Origin of the sequence: Enhygromyxa salina (assembly GCF_002994635.1) — a bacterium.
Lineage (GTDB): Bacteria > Myxococcota_A > Polyangia > Nannocystales > Nannocystaceae > Plesiocystis > Plesiocystis salina_B.
In genome coordinates, this window is sequence record NZ_PVNL01000057.1 from 147986 (window position 1) to 166156 (window position 18171).

General features: G+C 70.0%; 14 protein-coding genes and 1 tRNA gene. 5 read left to right on the top strand and 10 right to left on the bottom strand.

Features of this window, described 5'->3' with window-relative positions:
• Positions 1 to 7: 7 nt before the first annotated feature.
• Complete coding sequence (locus ENSA7_RS15175) at positions 8 to 1813, top strand: hypothetical protein (RefSeq protein WP_106090000.1); 1806 nt, start codon at positions 8 to 10, stop codon at positions 1811 to 1813.
• Here the strand turns inward: ENSA7_RS15175 and ENSA7_RS15180 are convergent.
• Together ENSA7_RS15180 and ENSA7_RS15185 are read right to left on the bottom strand one after the other, a co-directional pair.
• Positions 1810 to 2448, bottom strand: coding sequence for a YqgE/AlgH family protein (locus ENSA7_RS15180; protein ID WP_106090001.1), 639 nt, complete (start codon positions 2446 to 2448; stop codon positions 1810 to 1812). The two genes, ENSA7_RS15175 and ENSA7_RS15180, sit on opposite strands and share 4 nt — an antisense overlap.
• Before the next feature lie 102 nt (positions 2449 to 2550).
• Positions 2551 to 4404 carry a serine/threonine-protein kinase gene (locus tag ENSA7_RS15185; protein ID WP_106090002.1) on the bottom strand — a complete coding sequence of 618 codons (1854 nt, stop codon included), beginning with the start codon at positions 4402 to 4404 and terminating at the stop codon, positions 2551 to 2553.
• A 268-nt stretch (positions 4405 to 4672) separates the two neighbouring features.
• Here ENSA7_RS15185 and ENSA7_RS15190 point away from each other — a divergent pair, with 268 nt between their 5' ends.
• Together ENSA7_RS15190 and ENSA7_RS15195 are read left to right on the top strand one after the other, a co-directional pair.
• Positions 4673 to 5881: a serine/threonine protein kinase gene (locus ENSA7_RS15190; protein ID WP_146157719.1), complete on the top strand. Its 1209-nt coding sequence runs from the start codon at positions 4673 to 4675 to the stop codon at positions 5879 to 5881.
• Between the two features lie 51 nt (positions 5882 to 5932).
• Positions 5933 to 6016: transfer RNA gene (locus ENSA7_RS15195), tRNA-Leu, on the top strand.
• A 528-nt stretch (positions 6017 to 6544) separates the two neighbouring features.
• On the opposite strand, the gene ENSA7_RS15200 is transcribed toward ENSA7_RS15195, so the two are convergent.
• The 7 genes from ENSA7_RS15200 to ENSA7_RS15235 form a co-directional block, all read right to left on the bottom strand.
• Positions 6545 to 7408 (bottom strand): DUF4097 family beta strand repeat-containing protein, encoded by an 864-nt coding sequence (locus ENSA7_RS15200; RefSeq protein ID WP_106090004.1) that lies wholly within the window; start codon positions 7406 to 7408, stop codon positions 6545 to 6547.
• 10 nt (positions 7409 to 7418) lie between these two features.
• Positions 7419 to 8705, bottom strand: coding sequence for a hypothetical protein (locus ENSA7_RS15205; protein WP_106090005.1), 1287 nt, complete (start codon positions 8703 to 8705; stop codon positions 7419 to 7421).
• 30 nt (positions 8706 to 8735) lie between these two features.
• On the bottom strand, positions 8736 to 9662 hold the full coding sequence (locus ENSA7_RS15210) for an isoaspartyl peptidase/L-asparaginase (protein WP_106090006.1): 927 nt from the start codon (positions 9660 to 9662) through the stop codon (positions 8736 to 8738).
• Positions 9659 to 10246 (bottom strand): rRNA maturation RNase YbeY, encoded by a 588-nt coding sequence (gene ybeY / locus ENSA7_RS15215; RefSeq protein ID WP_106090007.1) that lies wholly within the window; start codon positions 10244 to 10246, stop codon positions 9659 to 9661. The genes ENSA7_RS15210 and ybeY overlap by 4 nt, the downstream gene beginning before the upstream one ends.
• Positions 10243 to 12183, bottom strand: coding sequence for an HD family phosphohydrolase (locus tag ENSA7_RS15220; protein ID WP_106090008.1), 1941 nt, complete (start codon positions 12181 to 12183; stop codon positions 10243 to 10245). The genes ybeY and ENSA7_RS15220 overlap by 4 nt, the downstream gene beginning before the upstream one ends.
• A 158-nt stretch (positions 12184 to 12341) precedes the next feature.
• Positions 12342 to 14081 carry a metallopeptidase TldD-related protein gene (locus ENSA7_RS15230; protein ID WP_146157720.1) on the bottom strand — a complete coding sequence of 580 codons (1740 nt, stop codon included), beginning with the start codon at positions 14079 to 14081 and terminating at the stop codon, positions 12342 to 12344.
• Positions 14082 to 14089: 8 nt separating this feature from the next.
• A complete protein-coding gene (locus ENSA7_RS15235; RefSeq protein WP_244923811.1) occupies positions 14090 to 15208 on the bottom strand; it encodes a PhoH family protein in 1119 nt (372 codons plus the stop codon).
• 266 nt (positions 15209 to 15474) lie between these two features.
• Here ENSA7_RS15235 and mazG point away from each other — a divergent pair, with 266 nt between their 5' ends.
• Both mazG and ENSA7_RS15245 read left to right on the top strand, forming a co-directional pair.
• Positions 15475 to 16383 carry a nucleoside triphosphate pyrophosphohydrolase gene (gene mazG, locus ENSA7_RS15240; protein WP_244923812.1) on the top strand — a complete coding sequence of 303 codons (909 nt, stop codon included), beginning with the start codon at positions 15475 to 15477 and terminating at the stop codon, positions 16381 to 16383.
• Positions 16384 to 16747: 364 nt separating this feature from the next.
• Positions 16748 to 17350, top strand: a complete 603-nt coding sequence (locus tag ENSA7_RS15245; protein WP_146157721.1) for a major capsid protein — start codon at positions 16748 to 16750, stop codon at positions 17348 to 17350.
• Between the two features lie 23 nt (positions 17351 to 17373).
• On the opposite strand, the gene ENSA7_RS15250 is transcribed toward ENSA7_RS15245, so the two are convergent.
• A complete protein-coding gene (locus ENSA7_RS15250) occupies positions 17374 to 18159 on the bottom strand; it encodes a hypothetical protein (protein WP_146157722.1) in 786 nt (261 codons plus the stop codon).
• Positions 18160 to 18171 lie beyond the last annotated feature (12 nt).

Consider the following 18171-nt stretch of genomic DNA (forward strand, 5'->3'; position numbering starts at 1 on the left):
GGGTTTGATGGCCCCCCCAGAGGTGCCGGGCACTCCGTCTGGCTCGACCGCGCCCCGACTGATCGGGAGCGCGGTCATTTCGTTGGTTGTGCTGGCGCTTGGACTCGGCTGCACCGAGGCCAGGGTGATCGGCGAGGGGCAGTTCAGCCGTCCGATCGCGCTGGCGTCGGATCCGGGGGCGCCCCTGCCCCGTCTGGCCTGGCTCCCCGGTGAGGCCTGTCCGGGCCCGCTGGGTGGCTGCAGCAGCTTCTGCGTGGGCGCGCCCGATAGCTGCGATCCGTCCGCGTGCCGACCGTTGCTGATCGACAGCGGGACCCCGCTCTCGATCCTGCCGAGCCGCGACGGGACGCTGGGGTTTGGCAAAGAGTGCGTCGAGCTGCGGGCGGCGGGGGGTCTGCTCGACGACCCGATCGAGACGGTACTGGAAGCCTCGACGGCGTCATTTCGGCTGTACGAGGCGCCGATCGTGCGCGCGCCGGGGACCGAGGTGGCCGGCTGGGAATGGGAGGCGGGCGACGATCTCGACCCGATCGCGGCCGGGGGCGTGATCGGTGGCAACATCCTGCGCGACTTCGCCCTGGAGCTGCGTCACCTCGAAGGCGAGACGCCGAGCGTCGCCTTCTTCTCCGAATTCCCGGGGACCGAGACCGTGCTCGCTGATCAGGGCCGGGCTTACCTGCGCCTGCAGTACCCAGGTCGTTTGTTGGGGCGGCTGCGCAACGATAGTTGCGAGCTCGCGCCGGGTCTGGACTGCCGCCTGTCGGGCTTCAACTTCAACCAGGACAACCAAGACCTATTGTTCGAGAGCACCCGCGCGCTCGTCGATGCCTGCGTCGCGCCCCCGCCTTGCGCGGTCAAGTGGACGCAGGCCAATGGCTGCCAGCTCCGCAGTGGTGGTCTGGACTCGAGCGCGTGCCCGGCTGATCCAACCGAGCTCGGAGGCAGCGCGACGTTGCTGGTGGCGACCGGCGTGCCGGGCCTGGTGTTGTTCGAGGACAGCGCCGCCCGGCTGTTGGGCGCGCTCGATCAGCTGCCGAGCTGTGACACGCTCGCGCCCGAGTCGAGCGCGCCCGCGTGTACGCAGGCCGAGCCAGGTCGCCTGGTGTTGCCGGGCTGGCCGGCCCTCGATCAGCTACAGCGGCTGCGAGTGCGCTCGCTGGGAATTGTTCAGGGCCTCGACCAGTCGAGTGGCCCCGCACCTTGCCAGCGCTTGCGCGACCGGCTCAACGGCCTCGTGCGTCAATGCAAAGGTTTCGCAGCCGAAGGCCGCCCCGTGCGACCAAGCGCGAAGTCCGGCTCGTCGATCGCCGGGTCCGCGCTGGTCATAGGCGAGGTGATGCTGGGCGACGACCAGCTCGGCCCCGACACCAGCGCCTGGCTCAGCGCGCTGATCGTCCCGGCAACCGCGGCGCCCGTGCTCGCGCTGCGCCGCGAGATCGTGCCGGAGGGCGCCCAACCCGACGGGCTGATCGGCGGCGCCCTGCTCCGCAACACCGAGACGGTGCTCGACTTCACCGAGCCGGTCGAGAGCCCCGGCGTGCGCGTGCGCTGCCTGGATCCGGGGGGCCGGTGTCTGGCCGCGCCGGCCTGCGAGCCCGAGGGCGGCGGCGTCGAGTTCCCCGACGCCGACCCCGGCCGGACCAGCTGCTGCTTTGGACTCCCGAGCAACCTGATCGCCAGGGTCGTCCTCGAGGGCGAACAAAAGCAGGCGCCCCGGGTCGAGGACGCCTGCTGCTCGGCCCTCCCCCGCGCCGCGCTGGCCGACCTGCAGAGCCCGGCGCTGGATCTCTGCACCGACGTCGACGCGTTCTAATGCAGCCCGACGCTGCCCTGCATCCCGACCAGCCGCTGCGGATCGACCCCGATCGCGTGCAGAGCCTCGACCCACATTCGCTCTGGCTCGCAGTCGAACAGGAAGTCGACGTCGACGCCGACGTCGTCCTCGCCGTCTTCGACCACGGGGACGACGACCCAGCTGCCACCAGCGATCTCAGCCTCGAGCTGGCCGCCGCCCCAGCCGGCGTAGCCGAGCAGGAACATGAAGTGGGCGTCGTCGGCACCGAAGCGGAGATGGTCGGTTCGCTCGGTGCCATCGCCGTCGCGCTTGACGGACTCGAGCGAGGTCGTGAGCCACAACCCCGCCGCGAGCTGATCGGCCTCCGTGTCCCACTCGGGCTGATCATGGAGGAACCACCCGCGGATCTGCTCGACTGGGCCCCCGAGCCGCACGCGGCTGTCAGGGTCGCCAGCCCACTCGAGCGACAGGGACCGCGCCACCTCGAGCAGCGTGGTGCGCATGGGACTGTTGAGCACCAACCCGAGCGCACCGTCTTCGCCGTGATCGAGCAAGAACACGACAGAGCGGTGGAAATTCGGATCTAGCAGCTGCGGGACCGCGCACAGCAGATGCCGAGTGAGTCCGCGCTCGCTGCGATCGATGATGGTCACGAACTCAGCTTAGCCCATCGAAGAGGGCCCGCACACGCGCTCCAGCACAAAGCGTGGCTGGCATCAGATCAGCCCGCGTCCCCGTCTGTCGCCAGCCTGAGCTCACTCGTCCTTGTCTTTGTCCTTACCTTTGGCTTTTTTGCTCGCCTTCTTGGCTTGCTTGGCGGCCTCGTGCTCGCGCCGTTCGGCCGCCGCGGCGTCGTCCTCGGCCTGGTTGCGCGCGCGGTCGGCCGTGGTGTCGGTCTCGGCGTCGGTGACCGTGGAGGTGGACTCATCGGCGGGCGCGGTGCCGTCTGCTGGATTGTCGCCAGTCGGCGTGTTTTTTTCGTGCGTCGCCGCGCTGGAGTCGTCGGCGTCCGCCGCTTTCCTGCGTGGCTTGGGCGACCCCGACGGGGCGGCCGCGGGGGATCGCTCCGGTTGGACCGCGGGTGGCCGGGTGGGGCCGGGGGCCGGCGTGGGGATCGAGGTGGCTTCGGCCGGCGGGTCCGCCTGGGGTGGCGCCGCGTCGATCGCCGGGGTGACATCGCCGGTCGCCGCGACCGCGACCTGGTCCTGCTTGTGGTTGGGATCGGCTGGATCGTGCTCGGCGTGATCGCCGAACAGCATCATGCCGAGGCCGATCGCCGTGAACACCAACAGCAGCGCCACGCCTGCGGCTGCGAGCGGCACCCACGAGCGCGCGCGGTCGTTGCCGGGCGCGTACCCGCTCGCCACGATCGGGGCTGTGACTGACACGCCGACACCCGCGCTCGGGGCCGGATGAGACGCCGTCCATGTCACCTGGCTGCGACTGTTGGAACCTCCTGCATCGGTGCTGGCACCCGCGGGTTGTGGGGTCCCCGCCCCGAGGCTCTCGAACGCCCCCGTCGCGGGTTGACCGATGCCCGCGTGCGAGCCAGTGCGAGACGCGGAGGCGCGTCGTGCCCCAGTGACGGTAGCTGTCGCCGCGGCAACCGTCGCTCCGGTGCGCACAGGCGCGGGCGCGGGCTGCCAGGCCACACCAGATGCGGCGCCAACTGGCTCGCCCGCCGGGTCAGCAAGGACCTGGCCAACGGGCTCGACAGCCCGCTCCTCGGCGGACGCGGCGGCGATCAGCGAAGCCGCGGCCTCCAGCGCCTCGATAGCTTCCCGGGCGTCGGCGAAGCGATCCATCTTCGACTTCTCGAGCAGCTTGTCGACGACGCTGACGAGCGCACGCGGCACGGTCTCCGGCAGCGGCGGCGGCACCTCCATGATCTGCATGCGCAGCAGCTGAGCAGGATCGTCGGACGTGAACGGCGGCCGCCCGGCGAGCATCTCGTAGAAGATGAGTCCGGCCGCGTAGAGATCCGTGCGCGCGTCGACCTTGCCGCCCGCGGCCTGCTCGGGCGACATGTAGCGAGGCGTCCCAAACACGATCCCCTGGCGCGTCAGCTTCTCGGTGCCGCGCTCGTCGAGCAGCTTGGCGATCCCAAAGTCGACCAACTTGGCGATCTCGTCGCCGCGGAAGTCCGTGGTGATGAACACGTTCTCCGGCTTGAGGTCGCGGTGCACGATGCCGAAGTGATGGGCGTGCTCGAGCCCCGCGAGGATCTGCTTGGCGGTGTCGATCGTGGCGGCGGGCGACCACGCGTGACCGAGTCGGGCCTCGAGCTCGCTGCCCGCGAGCAGCTCCATGACCAGGTACTTGGTTCCGTCCTCGGTGGTCCCAAAGTCCGTGACCCGCACACAGTTGGGGTGGTCGAGGCGCGAGGCGCTGGTGGCCTCGCGATCGAAGCGCTTGGACACCGACGCGTCACGACCGATCTCCGGGTGCAGGACCTTGATCGCGACGTCACGATCGAGTCCCGTGTGGCGGGCCTTGAACACCGCCCCCATCCCGCCGACGCCAAGCAGCGAGTCCACGCGGTAGCGATCGTGGAGCGTGGCCCCGACGAGCGCCTCGAGGTCGGGGTGTAGATGCGCCGATTCGCTCACCGAGTCGTCCCCTCACCTGCCCCGAGCTCGGGACCGGACGGCATCGAGTATCCGAACGGAGCTGGCAAAACTCAACCGGCCGGGAGGATCGCTCGGCAACGTATGCTCCCTCACTCCTGGAACATCGCTCGGGTTGGCGTCAGCTCGCTGCCCCCGATGAACCCGTCTGCGTATGCGCCTGCAAGCGGTTGCGAAGCCTGACCCGAGCTGAGAACAACCTGCTTTGAACGCTTGTGAGTCGGAGGCTCGACGCGCTAGCTTGCTGTCGATGGTGCTGCAGCTCAACCCCGGGGACAGGTTCGACAAATTCGAGATTCTCTCGGTCGCCCGCAAGTACGACGGGTCGTGGGTCTATCGGTGCAACGCCGAGGGCTTCGATCATCCCGTCGCGGTCCGGATCTCGCTCGATCCCGTTCAGGCCGAAGAGACAGCCCGCCGCGCGCTGCGAGAGATCACGGTGCTCGAGGAGCTGACCAACAACCATGTGATCCGGGTGTTCGACTCGGGCATGGGCGGCAACGATCACTGGTACATCGTGATGGAGGCGCTCGACGGCGCCCGGCTCGATCACTGGCACGACTTCGATCGTCCCATGTCCGCGCCACAGGCCGTCGGGCTGGTCCATCAGGCCTGCCTCGGCCTGGCAGAGGTCCACGCGCGCGGGGTCGTGCACCGGGATCTCAAGCCCGCCAACTTGTGGGTCGAGCCCGACGGCAACCTCAAGATCATCGACTTCGCGTCGGCGCGCGGGTTCGGGGCTCAAGCGCTCGCGGGTGACAACGTGACCACGCAGCACGTGCTGGTTGGGACCCCGCAGTACGCCCCGCCCGAGCAGGTCTACTCGTCCACGCTGACCACCGCGAGCGACGTCTACTCGCTGGGCGTGATCCTCTACGAGCTGCTCTCGGGTCACTGTCCCTTCTGGGCCGACCGGACCCGCGCCGAGATCGTGCAGCTGCTAGCGGACGATCCCGTCGAGTGGATGAACGCCCACGTCAAGCGGCCGATCATCCCGCTGCGCCAGCACGAACACTGCAAGGACGTGCCCGAGAACCTCGCGGATCTGCTCGAGACCTGCCTGGCCAAAAAGCCCGAAGATCGGCCCAAGGACGCGGGCGTGCTCGCCAACTCGCTGGGCTGGGTGCTCCACCACGAGCTGGGCCAGATGCCGGTCGCGACCTTGTTGGTCACGGATCCAGGCGGCGGCGTGGCCTACCGGATGGTGCCCCCGGGTGCGCATCGGCTCGGGTTTGGGCCAGGCATGGACCTCCGCTTGCGCGCCGAAGGTGACGACGTCGCGTGGGCCTTGCTCGAGTGGGCGGGGCCGCCGAAGCAAGCCGAGCTGCGGGTCCTCGATCCGGGGCGCACGATCACGATCAACGGTCAGCCGATCTCGCCGCGGGCAGCGATCAACGCAGGCGACGAGATCGCGCTCGCCGGCTTTGGGCTGCGCCTGACCTATCCGCGCGAGGCGTGACGCGCCCGCTTGCGGGCGCCCGGTGGCCGTGTTAAAGCTCCGTTCCCGCTCGCCAGAGTGGCGAAATTGGTAGACGCAGCGGACTCAAAATCCGCCGGGGGCAACTCCTTGCCGGTTCGAGTCCGGCCTCTGGTACTCGCCCGGGACCCCCCTCCCGGGCGTTCTCTATTTTAAACCCCCACAGAGACCTTGGCACCGCGCCGAATGCAGCCGCTGGCGCGTCTGGTCGCTTCGCTCCTCGGGGCCGTTTGTTCGCGGGCGTATGTGTGGCCCCCTACAAGGGGGCTCGTCATGCCCCCACAGACGCCTTGGTACTGCGCCGACGCAGCCGTTTGTTCGCGGGCGTATGTGTGGCCCCCTACAAGGGGGCTCGTCATGCCCCACAGACGCCTTGGTGCTGCGCCGACGCAGCCGTTTGTTCGCGGGCGTATGTGTGGCCCCCTACAAGGGGGCTCGTCATGCCCCCACAGACGCCTTGGTACTGCGCCGACGCAGCCGTTTGTTCGCGGGCGTATGTGTGGCCCCCACAAGGGGGCTCGTCATGCCCCACAGACGCCTTGGTGCTGCGCCGACGCAGCCGTTTGTTCGCGGGCATATGTGTGGCCCCCTGAGAGGGGGCTCGAGCTCGATTGCCCCCACAGACAGCTTGGCACTGCGGATCCGTCAGGGATCCGTCGGGGGATCGGGGACCGCGAGCATGCCTAGCTCGACGCGGCCGCCGCCCGCTCGGATGTGGAGCTTGTTGGTCGCGGGTCCGATCGACCGCCGGTAGCTGCCCGCGCCCACGTGCGCGGCGGTGTCGAGCTCGATCACCAGCTCGCCCGCGCCCTCGATGTCGATGTCGTAGTTGTCGACGTCGGCGAGCATGACGGTGACCGAGCCGGTGGTGTCGATGACGAGGTCACGGGCGGCCTCGGCGTTGACGGTGACCGTGCCGATCCCGCTGTAGACATCTACGGCCGCGCTGGTGCTGAGCCGGACGGAGCCCCGCGCTGTCGTGACGCGCAGCTGCTCGGTGCCACCGAGGATCTCGACCGAGCCACCATCCAGATCGACCGAGACGTAGGCGTCGACGCCGCTGACGAACACGTCGCCGGTCCCGACGATCTCGTGGGCGAGGTCTCCGGCGGTCTGCACGTCGAGATGGTCGAGGCTCGTGATCTCACGGATCTCGACGGGCAGCACCGGGCTCAGGCGACCGACGGCGCCCCAGGTCTCCCAGGTCAGCTCGGCCTTGCGGGCGCTGGCCAGCGCGTCGTCGCCGCTGCCGCCGAGGCTGACCCACGTACCTTGCCAGTCGACAAAGCTGCGGGTCCCCTCGCCCGTGAGGATGAGCTCGGTCGCGGGCAGGTGCAGCTGCACGGTGTCGAGTCCAGCGAGGCTGGCCTCGTCGGCGAACTCGACGTCGCCGCGGAACCCAAACACGCACGCCCCTAGCACCAACGCCCCCAGCACCAACGCAGCGACCGGCGCGGCCCAGCTCAGGCGGCGGGTCCGGGGGCAGCTTGGGGTCGCGCGGGGGTCCATGGGGGATCGCTCAGAAGTAGGTCGACAGGTTGAGGCCGAGCTCGAGCTCGGTGGCGTAGCGAGGCAGCGCGCGGTTGGCCGAGTAGTAGCGAGTGGTGAGCGGGATCGCCACGCGCGGGGTCAGGTCGAGAGACACCCGATCGAGCACGAAGTAGCGCAGATCCAGCTGGGCGTAGGGCACCGCGCCAAGCTTAATGACTCGCCGTGGCCGCGCGGCGTCGGGGTCGAGCGGCGCACGGCCCCCGCTGGCGACGATCTGAACGATCGAGCCAGCCGCGAGGTCGACCCACAGGCGCTTGCGGTCGAACACGCGGTAGTCGACCCGGGCGCCGAGCTGCCACACCTGCGGGCCCTCGCTGCCGCCCGGCTTGACCGAGAGATCCGAGACGCCGACCGAGAACCTGCGGGCCGCCTGGCCCATCAGCGAGATGCTCCAGTCGTCGTAGAAGCCGGGCCGCCGGGTGTCGGCGCGGAAGCCCACGGTCATCATGCGGGTCACGCTCAGGCGCAGCCGGTGATCGAGCTTGGGCTCGACCTCCTTGTTGGTGGCGACCCGATAGGCGTCGGTGATCGCGTAGATCCACAGCAGCGGCGCAGCGCTCGAGAACACGCCATAGCCGATCAAGCGGGCGTACTCGGCCGGGAGCGGGCGGGTCCCGTCGTTGCCGAGCCGAAACAGCGCCGACGCGGCGATCATGCTGCCGACGGTGCCGAACAGCAGCCCGGTGCCCTTGCCCCCCTGCCCGTTGAGGAACTGGCCGAGGCCGGGGACCAGGGTCGACGCGAGCGGGCTCGCCCACGCGCGCCACCTGTGGGTGGGCGCGGAGGCGCTCGGCGGTGGGACGGGCTCGGCGACCGCGGCCGCGGCCAGCGTTTCCTCCGCGCGAGCGGCCTCGGCTGCGGCGCGATTGGCCGACCAGACCTCGACCGGGAGCACACGCTCACCGTCCCACGCCAAGCGCAGACCCGAGGCCACGACGACCGGGTCGACCGACTCGGGACCGTGGACGAAATAGACCCCCGGTGGGAGTTGCAGCTCGTCGGGTGGATCGGCGGCGTCGTCCCGCGTGAGTGGAGCGCCGACCGGGCGCCCGTCGGTGTCGAACACCTGGTACTCGCCCGGCTGTGCGGGCGCGAGCACGAGGGTTCCCGGTGGCACCAGCGTCGGCGGTTCGGGGGCGTCGGGCGCTTGGGGCTCGGCGGCGTCGTCCGTGGGCGGCGACGCGGAGACCGGCGCGGGCGAGGCCGCGTCAGGTGGTGCGAAGAGCAAGGTCAACGCGATCGCCGAGGCGAGCACCGGACACTCATACCACGAGGCGGGGCATGGCTACCCTGGCATGCTGGGGGCGGGCCCGACGGTCAGGGCGCCGACAACCTCGACGCCCTCGCGGGCCAGCGCCCAGCTCATGTGCGCGCTGCAGTGGGCCATGCCCACGCTGCCGTCGGGCCCGACCGCGATGAAGCCGACGGCGGCCCCGGTGTCGCGGTGGATCTCCTGGCACAGCTGCTCCGCGGCCGCTTGAATGCCGACGCCCGCGGCCGCCCGACGCAGGAGCTCATAGCAGCCCACGCGACCCATGATCGCTTCGCCGACGCCGGTTCCGAGCGCGGCGCCGAGGGTCGCGTCGGCGTAGAAGCCCGCGCCGATCAACGGGGTGTCGCCGACCCGGCCGGGGAGCTTGAGCAGCACCCCACCGGTCGACCCCAGCGCGCACAGCTGGCCCCGGCGGTCCAGGGCGATCGCACCGACCGTGTCGGCCCGGTTGTCGATCGAAGTCTGGCCCAGGCGGGCCTGCTCGTAGCGCTGCTCGGCCTTCTCGGTCCACACCAGCTCGCGGCCGAACCGACCCACGCCGCAGGCCTCGGCGAAGCGCCGGGCCCCGTCGCCGACCAGCAGCGCGTGCTTGCTGCGCTCCATCACCGCCCGCGCGAGCTCGCAGGCGTCGGCGAGCTCGTGGACGCTGGCGACCGCGCCGGACTGGCGATCGCGGGACCGCATGATCCCCGCGTCGACCTCGAACTGGCCGAGCGAAGTCATGCACGCGCCGCGGCCTGCGTTGAAGGCAGGATCGTCCTCGAGGCTGCGGACCGCCGCGATCGCTGCCTCGACGCACGCGTCTTCGCGATCGCCGAGCTCGATGAGCCGCCCGAGCCCGAGCGACGCGGCGCGCCGGGTCCCCGCGACGGCGGCCTCGTGCAGATCAGCCGCGTTGGTGCCCGCGCCGCCGTGAACCAAGACCAGCCCAGCGGTCACGCTTCGCCCTCCTCGCTGGTGTGGCTGCGCTCGACTACTTCGTCGATATCGTCGAGGTCGTCGAGGTCGCGCGAGCGCGCGAGTCGGGGCACGTAGGGCCGGGGTGGATCGGCGACCTGCAGGGCCCGAAGCACCCGCCGCTCGACCCGATGCATGCGCCGCCCCTCGACGCGATCGCGGTGATCATGGCCGAGCAAGTGCGCGAGCCCGTGCACGACCAACACGGTGGCCTCGTCGAGGCGGGCGGCGTCCGACGGCGCTCGGGCCTGGCGCTCGACGGCGTCCCAGTCGATCACGATGTCGCCGAGCGAGCCCCCTCCCCCGTCCCCCGCTTCAACCAGACGCACCGCAGGCCGAAACGAGAGCACGTCGGTCGGCCCGGTCTCGCCCATGTACGTCAGGTGGAGCTCGGCCATCTCGGCGTCATCGACGATCCGCAGGCCCAGCCAGCGCAGCTGATCCGCGTCGAGCCCGACCCGCTGCGCGGCGCGGCGAGTGCGACGCTCGAGCAGCGCGAGCACGCGGGGTCGCACGCGATCGCGCAAGCTGGGCGCCACGACAAACGACGGTGTATTCAGCATCATGAGTGGGCCAAGGTGATCTTGGTGTAGACCTGCCCGCCGACGAAGGCCTCGAACAGCTCCCGATCGAGCTTGCCCGCGTCGACCTCCATCTCGAGGATCGACAGGGCCCGCTCGAGCGGCACGGCGCGCTTGTAGGGGCGGTCTTTGGCGGTGAGCGCGTCGAAGATGTCGGCGATCGTCATCATGCGGGTCTGGACGGGGATCTGCGGGGCCGTGATGCCGTGGGGGTAGCCGCTGCCGTCGAGGTACTCGTGGTGCTTGCCAGCGATGTCTGGCACCCGGGTGAGCTTGCGGCCCCAGGGGATCTGCTCGAGGAAGTCGAAGGTGTGGCTCACGTGGCTCTGGATCTCGAGCCGCTCGGCGTGCGTCAGGCTGCCACGGGTGATCAGCAGCGACTCGAAGTCGCTCGGCTCGAGCAGCTGGATCTTGCGGTCACCGCCGTCCTCGAACGCCCGCTGCTCGAGGGCGCGAATGCCCGCGGAGCAGTCCTCGTTGAGGATCGACGGCTCGTTGGCGACCTCGACGAGGGCCTGCAGCTGATCGACCTCGGTCAGCATCGCCGCGAGTCGGGCGTTGAACTCGGCCTCGGTCTCGGCCTCGCGGCCCTCGACCGATCGCAGCCGGCCCTGCAGCAGGTGCAGGCGCATGGCCGTGCGCATGTGATCGAAGCGGCTCAGGACCCGGGCGCGCTGCTCGGGATACAGCTTCTTGGCCTTGGTCAGCACGTCCTCGCGGACGCTGACCTTGCCGAAGTCGTGGAGCAGCGCGGCGTACTCGAGCTCGCGCATGGCGTCGCGATCAAAGCGGATGTCGACCAGCGAGCCGGTGGTCGAGCGATCGACGACCTCGGCCAGCCCCAGGGTCAGCGCGGCGACCCGCTCGCTGTGGCCGCTGGTGGTTGGATCCCGCTGCTCGATCGCCTTGACGCTGGCGCGCACGAAGCCGGCGAACAGCGCCTCGATCTCGGCGTAGAGCCGGGTGTTGTCGAGCGCTACCGCCCCCTGGGCCGCCAGCGCTCGACACAGGCGCTCGGCCTCGGCGTCGAACGGGACCACCCGGCGATCGAAGTCCTCGGGCTCGCGCAGCGGCCGGGTGTCGTGCGGGTTCATGCGCGCGTTGATCAGCTGGATCGCGCCGAGCACCTCGCCGTCGGGCGGGCGCATCGGGACCGTGAGCATCGATCGGGTCTGGTAGCCGAGCCGCTGATCGAAGCTGCGATCGTGAGGGAAGCTGCGCCCGTTGCAGCTGCGATCGGCCACGTCGGGGCTGTAGCAGTCACGCAGGGTGATCGGCTCACCAGTCAGCACGCAGGCCCCGACGACCGAGCCCTCGTTGATCGCCAGCTCGAACGCGTCGAACCGCGCGTTGGGCAGCGAGCCGTTCTCGGCGAACCGAAACCGCAGCTTGGAGGGCTTGGCCGACCGGGCTGACGACTCGCTGTCTTGCCCGTCCTCGCGCTCTTTGGGGGCCTCGACCACGTAGATCGAGCCCGCGTCGGCGCCCGTGATCCGCCGGGCCTCCGTCAGGATCAGCTCGAGCAGCAGGCCCGGATCGCGCTCGGTGACCAGCGCCGCGCCAACGTCGAGCAGCTTGTCGACCATCTCGGCGCGGCGACGCTGGCGGGCGGCGCTGAGTGCCGATCGGACGGCGTGATCGACGACGAGCGGCGTGGCTGGCAGTGACAACAGCTGGACCCGCTCCCCGGAGAGCCCCGCGAGCGCGCGGGCGAGCGCGTCGCCAGCCCCGACGATCAGGGCGACGTCAAACCCGGGAGACAACTCGGCGCCCGCGGCGAGCACCGCCAGCTCGGCGCCGCGCTGATGGATCCGGACGCTGTCGACGCCGACGCGCTCGATCTGCGCGGGGTCGAAGCGACGCTCGATGCGAGCGAGCACCCCAGCGAACTCGCCGATCGGTGCAGTGATGGGCTCATCCATGGGGCGCTCGATTATAGCCGCCATCGCGCGAATTCCCCGACCCTGATCGAGATTCCTCCCCCTGCCTACGCCCAAACCCACGCCCAAACCCACGCCCAAACCCAAGCCCAGACCCAAGCCCAGACCCAAGCCAGATCAGATGCGAACCCAGCTGTGAATCACGACGGTTCGCGTCGGCGCCGACGACGACCGCGCTCACGCAGCCTGCCCACGCGGCCGCCCGAGCCGTCGTCCGCGAACGGCGGCGGCAACAGCGGCTCGTGGAAGCCCGAGCGGCTAGCCTGCTGAAGCTCGACCTCCGACAGCAAGATCGCGGGCGCGACCCCGCCGACCGGCACCGAGCCGCTCTCGGCGTAGCAGTAGCCGTGGTCGACGCCGAGCTCGCCGCCGAACGCGACAATGCGTTGCAGCGCCGACAGCGGCGTGCCGATCAGCTCGAGATCTCGGACCCGATGGCGCGCGCCGGTCTCGACATTGAGCAGCTCGACGTGGGCCAGCTCGCCCTTGAACACCTGAAAGTCGTAGCTGTCTGTGGCGGTCTCGCCCGCGCGCACACGATGGATGATCGCGGCGTAGCGCCGGCCCTGGGCCCGAGCGAGCTCGGTGAGCTGGGCCTCGAGCGCGGCCGACGTCGCGTGATGCTGCGGATCACTCTCGACGATGAGGTTGCCCATGCGGGCCATGGGCCGCTCGACGCCCGCGCTGCGACCGTGCCCGTTGGAGCGCGCGGGCGGGCGCTTGGCCGAGCCGGGCGACTTGGCCGAGCCGGGCACGTGCTGATCGGGCAGCGGCGTGCGGTTGCGGAGGAACCCGACCAGCACCCCGTCGCGGACCAGCTCGGCCCGCTGGGCGAGCACCCCCTCGTCGTCGACCCGGTAGCTGCCCCACAGCGAGCGCCCGCCGAGCTCGACGATGCTGGGATCGTCGACCACGTGCAGACCAACCGGCAAGATCCGCTCGCCGAGCATGTGGGCGAAGGTTCGGGTCTCGCCGCGGGCCACCAGCCGGTTGCCCTCGAGCCGATGCCCGAGCGCCTCGTGGAACATGGTGCTGGCGGCCTGGCCCGAGAGCAGCGCCGGGCCAATGAACGACCCTGGGCTGGCAGCCTCGCGCAGCTCGTGGAGCTCGGCGATGACCTCGTCGAACAGCGCGGTCATGGTTGCCTCGTCGAGCATCTCGTCGATCGAGCGACCCGGCCACGCCCGGCTGACCTCGACGTAGACGCCGTCGTCCGTCAGCACGAACCCGCGGACCTCGAACTCGAGCCACAGGTCGGAGCTGCGGACCAGGCTGCCCTCGCTGTCGACCAGCCAGCGGTGCATTCGCTCGCCGCGGATGCACACGGTCGGATCGTAGAACTCGGGGTGATCGAGCAGCCGCCGCGAGAGCGTGACCAGCTCCTGGGTCCAGCGCTGGATCGGGAGCGGCGTGTCGTCGAGGTCCTCGATGTGACGAACGGGCTGCTCGCGGGTGAAGCTCGCAACCTCGTCCCGCAGGTACTCCGAGATCATGGCCTTGCGGTGCTCGTAGTAGTCCTCGAGCGCCTCGTCGAATTTGATCTGCGTCAGCTTCCACAGCGCGCAGCGCAGCGCCATCGGCTCGAGATCGTCGGGCGCCAGCAGCCAGTCGGCGCTCTCTCGATCGCCCTCGTCGCCCGCGAGGCCGCCGTCGAGCACGTTGTCGAACTCGTGTGAGCCAACTCGGACGTCGACGGCGAGGCTGCCGACCTCGCGGTCACGCCGTCGCATCAACGAGCCGTGCGCGGCCTCGAGCAGCAGCTCACGCCGCCGCCGCAACACGTAGCGCAGGTGGTACGGACGCGGACTTCCGGGTACCCGCAGACCCTGGCGCGAGCGCTGCAGCTCGGCGGCCATCGCGTGGAGGATCGGATCGCTCACGCTCACGCTCACTTGTCGCCGCCGTCGAGTCCGGCCTCGGTCGCCGCCTGCGGATCTTGCGAGCCGGCTCCCCCACCAGGCTCGCCGTTGCCCGGCGACAACGCGTGATTCGGGCTCGCGCCGTTGGCGTTGCCGCGCCGACCGTCGCGTCGCTCGGCGCGGTCGCGGGAGTCGGCCTCGTAGGCGCGGACGATGTCTTGCACGAGCGGGTGTCGCATCACGTCGTTGGGGCTGAACGGGCAGACGGACACGGATGAGATCCCGGACAGCACCCGGATCGCGTGGTTGAGCCCGCTGCGCTCGCGGCCGTCGAGGTCCCGCTGCGAAGGATCACCGGTGACGACGGTGAAGGTCCCGACGCCGATCCGCGTGAGCAGCATCTTCATTTGCTCGCGCGTGGTGTTCTGGGCCTCGTCGAGGATCACGAACGCGTCGTTGAGCGTACGCCCGCGCATGTAGGCCAGCGGGGCCACCTCGATCACGCCCTGCTCCATCATGCGCTGGACCTTGGGGCCGTCGAGCATGTCGTACAGGCCGTCGTAGAGCGGGCGCATGTACGGGCTGACCTTCTCTTCGAGGGTGCCCGGCAAGAACCCCAGGTTCTCGCCAGCCTCCACGGCGGGGCGGCTGAGGATGATCCGGCGGACCTGCTTGTCCTGCAGCCGACGCACGGCCATGGCGACCGCGAGGAAGGTCTTCCCGGTGCCTGCGGGGCCGACCCCAAACACCAGGTTGTTGCGGCGCATGGCGTCGACGTAGCGCTTTTGCGCGAGGCTGCGCGGCGCGATGTTCTTGCCGCTGCTCTTGGCGATGATCACGTCATCGTAGACGCCGGTCAGCACCGCCTTGCCGTCTTGCCGGAGGATCTCGATGCCACGCGCGACGTCGGTTGGCAGCATCGGGCGCCCCGCGCGAGCGAGACTAAACATCTGCTCGAGCAGCCGCGTGACCAGGTCGAACCCCTCGGGATCGCCGGCCAGCGTGACCTCGGTGCCACGCAGGTGCAACGCCACGCCGGTGGCGCGCTCGAGCTCGGCGACGACCCGCTTGGATTCGGTTGGAGAGCCAAGCACGAGCTGCAGCGCGCGCTGATCGTTGAACACGAGCTTTCGGGTCTCGGAACTCAAAATAATACCCTTACCAAGCGTGACCCTGCAGCGCGCCACAGCCAACCGGGCGCGCGATCACCATTGGAGCAACGAAGGGAAGGTCGCCGCCGCGTCGACACCCGGGTTCTCTTCAGGGATGCCCGCAAGCGAAGGTACCCGCGGGCTCGGCGGCGTGGTTGTCGTGGTATTGCACGAGGGGCCGACAAGCTACCACGCCGCGGGCGCCGGTCAACGTCGACCCGAACACGCCCGCTGCGGCCCAATCCACAGGAGCAAGACCGGTCTTGGCTGACGATCCCACCCACACCTACGACCCCGACGAGGTCCTCGATCACCGCGTTCACGGGCTGCGAGACGGGCTCGACGGCGTGCGCGACCTGATGGACCGCCTGCTCGGCGAGGACGGGTGTCCGTGGGACCGCGAGCAGTCGCTCGCAAGCTTGCGCCCGTACCTGCTCGAGGAAGCCCACGAGGTGCTCGAGGCGCTCGACCACGACGACCCCGACGAGCACCGCCGCGAGCTCGGGGACTTGCTGTTTCAGATCGTGTTCCACGCGGCGCTGCGCGAGCGCGAGCAGCAGTTCGATCTCGACGGCGTGGTCGAGGCGATCCGCAGCAAGATGCTGCGTCGACACCCGCACGTGTTTGGCCCCGACGGTGGCGCGGCCACGCTCACGCCCGAACAGGTCGAGGCCAATTGGGCGCAGATCAAGGTCGCAGAGCGGCAGGCGGCCAGGGCTCGGGCGCGGGCCAGGCTGGGATCTTCGCAAGATCCTCAACCAGACGCGCAGATCCCCGACCCGCTCGCGGGGGTGCCCGCCTCGCTCCCCGCGATGCAGCGAGCGTGGCGGCTGCAGAACAAGGCCGCCGCCGTGGGCTTCGACTGGCCCGACGTCGAGGGCCCGCTGCACAAGGCCCACGAAGAATTCGACGAGCTCGACGAGGCGATCGAAGCTGGAGATCCCGTGGCGATCGAAGAAGAGTTTGGTGATCTGCTGTTCGTGCTGATCCGGCTCGGGACCAAGCTCGGGATCGAGGCCGAGGCCGCGCTGCGGATCGCCAACCGAAAGTTCGAGCGACGGTTCGGCCACATCATGCGGCGGTGTCACGAGCGCAACGTTGATCCGACGACCGCTGGGCTGGAGATCCTCGACGAGTTCTGGGACGAAGCCAAACGGCTCGAGCGCGGTTGAGGGGTCTCGCCCCCAAGGGGGCGCGCGAGCCCAGTAAAACTCTGGCTAGTGTGCTCGCCAGCGCTGTGAGACCCGTGACAGGGTCGTCGCGCGTCGGCTCCATGGTCGTGCAACCAATGCCGTGGGTTGTCGTTGTTGTCGATGGAGCTCGCTGCGGATCGCCATCGGGCGCGCAGCTGGCCCGACTCCGGAACCGTGGCTGGCCCTGGCCCCTCACTTGCAGCGCTGTTCACCATTCCACCCGCCGCGCGTGCTGGTCCACCCGCCGCGCGTGCTGGTCCACCCGCCGCGCGCGCTGGTCCACCCGCCGCGCGCGCTGGCGGGGCTCCCCTTCCCGACTCATAGTTTCACGAGGAGCGAGTTCATGGCGGTTCCCAATAGCATGGCCTTGCAGCACGGTTATCGGCACCTTGGGCCCGACGTTCAAAACCGCGCTGCGCCTCACCTCAGCGTCGCCGTCGACGCGCTGAACATGGCGCTGCTGACCCTGGATGGATCTCCCGATGAAGGTCGAGACGCCAAGCAGGGTCGAGCCGCCACCGCTCGCCACTTCCTCGCCGAGGCTGCCCTCGGTCTCGCTCGCGCCCGGGTCTACATCCCGGGCGTTCGCACATACGCGGTCAACGTCGTCACCGCCACCGAGCGCGACGTCGATCGCGAGCTCACCCGCCTCCACGAGCTCACCACCAAGTTGCTGTGGCGCAATCACCAGGTGCTTCCGGCCCGCACCCAGGCCTCGCCGCTCGACCCCGAGGACGAGGCGCAGCTCGCCGCGATGGTCCGCGAGCTCGCCACCCATGCCCGGATCGATCGAGCCATGCGTCACAAGTGGCTGGTCGCGGCCGCGCTGTTCGGCGGACTGGCGCCGGTCCTGGGGGTGGCGCTGTACCTGCTCGCCGCCGTCAGCGGCACGGTCGCGGTGGTCGAGCTGGCGCGAGGCGCCCCGCCGCTGTTGCCAGCGGCCTGACGCGTCTGCTCGATTGCGGTGGGCTATCCGGCCGGTAGGAACGGCCCGGCGTCGGACCCCGACTCGCCGCCAGCGTCGGGCGTGCTCGGTGGTGGCGGCGGCACGCTCGGCGTCTGATTGGGGCTGTCGGGGAACTCCACCACCAGCACGGTGTAGCCGTTGTTCCCGGCCTCGAACCGCCAGGTGGGCGTGACCTCCCAGCGCAGATCCAGGACCACCAGCACGTCCTTGCCCGCGCGGTTGACCTTGACCTCGTTGACCGGCGTGTTGAAGAACTTGGTGATCAGCTTGCGGCGATTGTTGCGGATCTTGACCGAGGTCCGCGGGAGCTTGATGGTCACCCGCGCGCTGTCGGTGGTGACATCGGGCTCGACCATGGCGCTGAGCTGAAAGAACACCCGCGAGCTCGCGTCGCCGCGCTCGAACCCGGTCCAGGTCAGCACCGCCGACGCGCCGCCGACCTCCGTGGGCGCGAACGGGGGCAGGTTTCCGCCGCCGAGCGAGACGCCCTGGTAGTAGCCGATCGGGTTGACGGCGTAGAAGGGATCTTCCTCGACCGAGCCGATGTAGTTGGGCCCGAGCGAGCCGCCGCGACTGTAGGACCAGTTGGTCTTCAGATCGGTGTCGGGCGTCCGCTGATCGATGACCAGCGGATCCGCGGGCGTGGCGTCGATCCGGCTGCTGGTTGGCGGTGGCGGGGCGGCGTTGGCTCGGCCGCTCGCTTCGTCGCCGCTGCTCGGCGGTGGCGGTGGGGGCCCAGCCCAGGCGGTGCCGGCGACCAGGAGCAGGGCTGCAGTTCCGGAGGTCACCACTAAACGTCG

Bases quoted from the DNA above. Each gene is read 5' to 3' on its own strand.
- ENSA7_RS15175 (WP_106090000.1), top strand. From the start codon at position 8: ATGGCCCCCCCAGAGGTGCCGGGCACTCCGTCTGGCTCGACCGCGCCC.
- ENSA7_RS15190 (WP_146157719.1), top strand. From the start codon at position 4,673: ATGGTGCTGCAGCTCAACCCCGGGGACAGGTTCGACAAATTCGAGATT.
- ENSA7_RS15220 (WP_106090008.1), bottom strand. From the start codon at position 12,183: ATGGATGAGCCCATCACTGCACCGATCGGCGAGTTCGCTGGGGTGCTC.
- ENSA7_RS15245 (WP_146157721.1), top strand. From the start codon at position 16,748: ATGGCGGTTCCCAATAGCATGGCCTTGCAGCACGGTTATCGGCACCTT.
- ENSA7_RS15200 (WP_106090004.1), bottom strand. From the start codon at position 7,408: ATGGACCCCCGCGCGACCCCAAGCTGCCCCCGGACCCGCCGCCTGAGC.
- ybeY (WP_106090007.1), bottom strand. From the start codon at position 10,246: ATGATGCTGAATACACCGTCGTTTGTCGTGGCGCCCAGCTTGCGCGAT.